This window comes from Mesorhizobium sp. AD1-1, assembly GCF_020164655.1.
Classification (GTDB): domain Bacteria; phylum Pseudomonadota; class Alphaproteobacteria; order Rhizobiales; family Rhizobiaceae; genus Mesorhizobium; species Mesorhizobium ciceri.
On sequence record NZ_JAIUGP010000033.1, the window covers coordinates 1 to 5,329 of the forward strand.

General features: G+C 66.6%; 4 protein-coding genes and 1 pseudogene. 1 reads left to right on the forward strand and 4 read right to left on the reverse strand.

Features of this window, described 5'->3' with window-relative positions; translation table 11 throughout:
• Window positions 1-317: 317 nt before the first annotated feature.
• The 4 genes from LB519_RS31180 to LB519_RS31195 form a co-directional block, all read right to left on the reverse strand.
• Window positions 318-965, reverse strand: coding sequence for a hypothetical protein (locus LB519_RS31180; RefSeq protein WP_224621953.1), 648 nt, complete (start codon window positions 963-965; stop codon window positions 318-320).
• A 113-nt stretch (window positions 966-1,078) separates the two neighbouring features.
• Window positions 1,079-2,335: a hypothetical protein gene (locus LB519_RS31185; RefSeq protein ID WP_224621950.1), complete on the reverse strand. Its 1,257-nt coding sequence runs from the start codon at window positions 2,333-2,335 to the stop codon at window positions 1,079-1,081.
• 134 nt (window positions 2,336-2,469) lie between these two features.
• Window positions 2,470-3,759, reverse strand: coding sequence for a YadA-like family protein (locus tag LB519_RS31190; RefSeq protein WP_224621951.1), 1,290 nt, complete (start codon window positions 3,757-3,759; stop codon window positions 2,470-2,472).
• Between the two features lie 216 nt (window positions 3,760-3,975).
• Entirely contained in the window at window positions 3,976-5,073 is a 1,098-nt protein-coding gene (locus LB519_RS31195; protein ID WP_224621952.1) for a helix-turn-helix transcriptional regulator, read from the reverse strand.
• A 158-nt stretch (window positions 5,074-5,231) separates the two neighbouring features.
• Here LB519_RS31195 and LB519_RS31200 point away from each other — a divergent pair.
• A pseudogene (locus LB519_RS31200) lies at window positions 5,232-5,329 on the forward strand (ATP-binding protein); the annotation flags it as partial.

Sequence of the window (5,329 nt, forward strand, 5' to 3'; positions counted from 1 at the left end):
AAACCGTCGGCCGCATCCATCTGGCCGAAGCGATTTCCTATCGCATGAGCTCGGAGCGGGTGGCGCAGGCGGCGTAGATCCTTGAGGGCGGGGCAATCGCCTATATGGCATCTTCTGAGATGTTTGCCCGGCACTTACCCCCACCCTTAGTCCCTCCCCACAAGGGAGGGAGACTTCGTCAGCGCTGACCTCGGCAAACTACCGAAAGTCGGCGCAAAAAATGGTCACGGGGGCGCGGAGCAGCGCTCCCTCCCCCCTGTGGGGAGGGGTAGGGTGGGGGTTCTCTTCGTAAAAACTCATATGCGATAGCCCTCCCCTCAAGGGGGACCGCCGCTGCCTTTGGATACTTTCTTCGGATTGACGCTCGGCGTCGGCGCTTCGGGCGGCGGTTCGGCGGCGGCGGGCGCCGGGGCGGGTTCGGCTGCAGGCGCTTCGGGAGCGCTGTTGCTCAAGGTGACCGAGATGCCGAATAGCTTCCACTGCCGCTCATGCGGCGCGAACAGCAGCTCGAAATTGACCTGCATCGGCACCGAGGGGAAAAAGCCCGCCATGTGCAGCATGCCGCTGGGCTCGATTTGCGGCAGAAGCGTCAGCTGCGGCTCCAGCACGGCAACGCCGCCGAGATCGAGCGCCTGCTGGCGCTGCGGCGCGAAGATCTCGCCAAGCTTTGCCGCGGTGTTGGCCTGGAAGCCTGGCGCGCCGAGATCGCGCAGCACGGTATAGTTACCGGTCTTGTTGGCCTGGTCCAGCGCCAGAAGCGAGGTGCGCACCAGGATCAGCACGCCATTGCGGTTGATATTGGCCGGCTTCGGCTCGGCCGGCCTGGCGGTCCTCTGCGTTTTCTTCGGCTGTTGCTCTTGCGACTGCGCGACGGTCGGTTGCGCAATTGCCAATACCGACAGCGCGGCCAGAAGCATCGCCGGTACCCGCTTCCGCAACGGTCTGGTTGCCCTGCGCGCCGTCATGCCCTTGCCTCTCGCCAGATCGCCATCGCGGGCTTGAGCCTCCATTGCCGGTTGCTCCAGCGAGCAAACGGACGGCCGATCGACTGTCTCGTGCCAAGCGGCGGCTTGCGCCGTCAAAACTCGCCCGCCAGACCGATGCGGGCGGCGTGGCTCTCGCCGCCGCCATAGGCATAGCCGGCGGTCACGGCGAAGGGCTCGTCGAAAAGATCGAGCCGATGCGCCAGCGAGGCGCCGAACGCCGTCTCGCCCTTGAAGTAGCCGAGATTGGTGGCCCAGCTGGTGCGGCCGGGCGCCGACGGCATCGGCGCCGTCGTCATGGCGATGGCCGCGGCGATGCCCTGACGGGCCTCGGTGCGGGTTTGCGCCAATTCACCGGTCAAGCCTCCGAGCCCGGCTTCGAGCCCGGCGAGGTCGACGCTCGATGTGGCGAGATTGCCGGCGCCGTCGCTGGTGAGCAGGTAGGTCGGGCCGCTCTGGGCAGCCTTGCTGGCGGCGCTGTTGACGCCGGCGAATGTGTAGGTGGCGGCGCCGTCGCCGATCGCCACCTGGCCGGCCCGCGTGGTGGTGACACCGGCGCCGATGGCGACGGCATTGTCCTGGCCGGCGAGGCTGTCGGCGCCCAGGGCGATCGAATTGTTGACCGTTAGGATGTTGCCCAAAGTCCCGCTGCCGGCATTCTGGCCGATGGCAATGTTGTCGTTGCCGGCCAGAAATTGACCTGCACGGGTGCCGCTGGCGACATTGTTGTCGCCCTCTACGATATTGCCGGCGGAGGCACCGTTGGCGATGTTGTTGTCACCTTCTACGCCGCGGCCAGCAAAGTTGCCGCTTGCGGTGTTGTTGTCACCGGTCACGGTGGCGCCTGCGCCGGCGCCAACAGCAGCGTTTCCGTCGCCGGTCGCATCTGTGCCTGCGTTGACGCCGTTGGCAGTGTTGTTTTGACCTTTCACGCCGCTGCCGGCGGTAAAACCGGTGGCGGTGTTCCTGTCGCCGGTTACGTTGTTGCCTGCGCTTGCGCCACTAGCGGTGTTGTTGCTGCCGGTCACGAACTGGCCGGAGAAAGTACCGCTGGCGGTGTTGCTGTCGCCGTCCACGAATATGCCAGCGACCCCGCCAATGGCGGCGTTGTCCCGGTTGTCTGCTTGACTGCTGCCCCCCGCGCCCTCGCCGATCGAAGTTCCTCCGTTGACGGCTACAGCTCGGGGACCGCAAGCGAGCGAGCCGGCGCCCGTCGCCGTCGCGCCGCCGCCGCTGGTAAACGGGCCCGCATCCGTCGCGGCGGCGCCGCAGACCGCCTGCGCCGCCGCCGCCGCCGCCAGGGCCAGCGTGATCGTGGCGGTCACCATCGTCAGCCCGATCAAACGTTCCATGATGTTGCCCTTTCCCTGGAATCGATCCGAGCCGCGGCGCCCCGACGGTTGTCGGCGAACGGACGGCACAATGCCGTCAAATAACGGCCTTTCGCCCGGTTTGCCGGCGAAACTCCTGAATGGACATCGGCCGCCTACCACGCCAGCATCAGGCCAGCGCGGCCGCCAACCGTGTGATCGCTGGCGCCGACGCCGACGCCGCCATTGATGAAGAGGTTGTCGGTGAGCCGGGCATGGGCGGTGCCGGCAAAGGCATTCTGGCCCTCGAACGTGCCCCAATTGATCGAGACGGCGAAATTCTTGTCGGCCGGCAGGCTGCCGCCGGCCATGGCGAGCGCCATGGCAGTGCCCTCAAAGGCCTTATCGATGCGGCCGTTGAGGTCGCTAAAACCATTTTCGAGCGTGCTGACACGGTTGTCCAGCCCGGCGATCTGACCGATGTCGATGCCCGATGTGGCGAGATTGCCGGCGCCATCGCTGGTGAGCAGGTAGGTCGGGCCGCTCTGCGCAGCCTTGCTGGCGGCGCTGTTGACGCCGGCGAATGTGTAGGTGGCGGCGCCGGCGCCGATCGCCACCTGGCCGGCCCGCGTGGTCTTCACGCCGGCGCCGATGGCCACCGAATTGTCGAAACCCGCCGCGCTGTCGGAGCCGATCGAGATCGAATCGTTCATCGTCAGGGGCGCGCCGGAAATTCCGCCGCCGGCATTCCGGCCGAACGCGATGTTGTTGCTCCCCGTCACATATAGGCCGGAGGAGTCGCCAATGGCGACGTTGTAGTCGCCAATCACAGTGTCGCCGGCGAAGGCGCCGCTGGCGATGTTGTTGTTGCCCGTCACGAATGCGCCGGCGTTGTTGCCGCTGGCGATGTTATAATCGCCCCTTACGGCCCCCCCGGCATTGCTGCCGCTGGCGATGTTCTGATGGCCCGATACGTCCCCCCCGGCCTGAAACCCGGTAGCGATGTTGTTACTACCAGTCACCTCCCGCCCGGCCCGGATGCCGCTAGCGATGTTGTTGCTGCCAGTCACGATGGAGCCTGCTTGGTTTCCGATGGCGATGTTATCGTTTCCATCGCGGAGGCCGCCCGCTCCGTCGCTGCCCCCGGCTACGGCGTTGCCCGCCAAGTAACCGAAGGCGGCATTGCCGCTGCCGTACACGCTGACGCCAGCACCGTTGCCGACGGCTACATTATTTTCATTGCCCACACCCGAAAAGTTTCCCGTACCAGTGCCGATCGATGTTCCGCCGCCTCTGGCCACAGCGCCCACCCCGCAGGCGAGCGAGTCTGCACCTAGTGCAGTCCCGCTCGGGCTCGGTGGAGCCCCGCTAACCGCGACACAGACCGATTGCGCCGCCGCCGCCCCCACCAGCGCCAACGACACCATCGCGGCCAACGCCGCGAGCCTGAACAGACGGTCCACCATGCAACCCCTCCGCCGATTCGATCGGCTTCGCGGAAAGAATGTCGGGGGATGCGGGGGGATGAATAGTCGTCACATGACGACTATCGGTCGGATTTCGCCGGCCAATGCGTACGATCCGGCCCCTTCTGTTGCAGCGTTGCCACATGCCGCGCGCGTTGCCGGTGCTCGCCCGCCAGTTATACGCTGCAACAGCATTCGGCCCTGGGTCGAAGGTCTTCAATGAGCAGGGAACGGGTGGACGGTCTTGAGCAGCGCGACGAGCTCGCTTTGCTGATGTGTGCCGGTCTTGCGGAAGATGCGCTCGAGATAGGTGCGGGCCGACTTGACCGTGATCCCGCTCGCCGCCGCCGCAACCCCGAGCGATTGGCCCGCGTTCAGGTTCGTCGCCAGCCGCGCCTCGGCTGGCGTCAGGTCGAACAGGCCCATCAGGATGCCGGCGGACGGGACAAAAGCGCCGGGCGACGGCACCGTCGCGGCGACAAGCAGCTCCGCGCCGGAAAACAGGTCGCGTGCCGTGCGGCGCAGCGGCAGCACATGGACGACCATGGCCCGCTGCCCCTGGCTTGCCGGCACCGGGAACGAGCGCACGATGGCATCGGCCCGGTTCCCCGTGATAGCCTCCTGCAGAAGCGCATTGGCGGGCGCATGGGCGATGGCCAGGCCGCCATGCGAGGCGGACAGGAAGATGTCCGACATCGCCTCCAGAAACCGGTTGGCCGCCAGCACGCGGCCGGCTCCGGTCATGATCGCGGCGGGAAGGCCGATGGCCTCGAGCGCGGCAACGGCTTCGTGCGCCCTTTCCAGGCCGAGCCGCGCGGCGATGAGGCCGGCGCGGGCAAGGTGCGGGCGAAACGAGTTCAGCAGGGCGAGCGAGGCCGGGTCGCAGGCGCCGTCCTTCAGCCAGCGCTGGAACACAAAGGTGACCAGCTCGCCCGTCGGCATCGGCACGACCGCGCAGATATGCCGGCCGATGCCAAAGGCCCTGAGCTTGCGGCGCACCGGATCGCGCTCGATCTCCTCGGCGCTCATCAGATCGTCGACGACGATGAATTCAGACGGCCTGAGCGTGTATGTGCGCTGCACCGAGTCGGAGACCTTCCACGCATCGCTGGCGACGAACTCGTCGAACAGCGGTCGCACGATCTCCTCGCTACGACCACGCACCGGCATGTCGTCGCCGAAGAGGAAGATGGTGCCGGCGGCCGAGCCGGACAGGGCGCTGATCGCGCCCAAGGCCTTCGGCCATTCGTCCGGCAGGAAAGCCGCCTCGTAAATCCGATCGATGATGGCTGATTCCGTCCCGGGACCACCCATTTCGCTGCCCCGTTTCGAGGCCGGCAGTGTGTTCCATATGGCCGATGGGGTCAACCGTCAGGGCCTCCAGCAGTGGAAAGTAGGCCGCATACGCCACCAACGGCGCACCCTCTCTCCCGGGTTCGCAACCCATTCGAGCCCCATGCTGGAGAATGTGGCACGATCTTCTGATGATCGGGCCGCCGGGCTCGGGCAAATCGATGCTGGCGCAGCGGCTGCCGTCGATCCTGCCGCCGCTGGCGCCGAAGGAATTGCT

Bases quoted from the DNA above. Each gene is read 5' to 3' on its own strand.
- LB519_RS31180 (WP_224621953.1), bottom strand. From the start codon at position 965: ATGACGGCGCGCAGGGCAACCAGACCGTTGCGGAAGCGGGTACCGGCG.
- LB519_RS31185 (WP_224621950.1), bottom strand. From the start codon at position 2,335: ATGGAACGTTTGATCGGGCTGACGATGGTGACCGCCACGATCACGCTG.
- LB519_RS31190 (WP_224621951.1), bottom strand. From the start codon at position 3,759: ATGGTGGACCGTCTGTTCAGGCTCGCGGCGTTGGCCGCGATGGTGTCG.
- LB519_RS31195 (WP_224621952.1), bottom strand. From the start codon at position 5,073: ATGGGTGGTCCCGGGACGGAATCAGCCATCATCGATCGGATTTACGAG.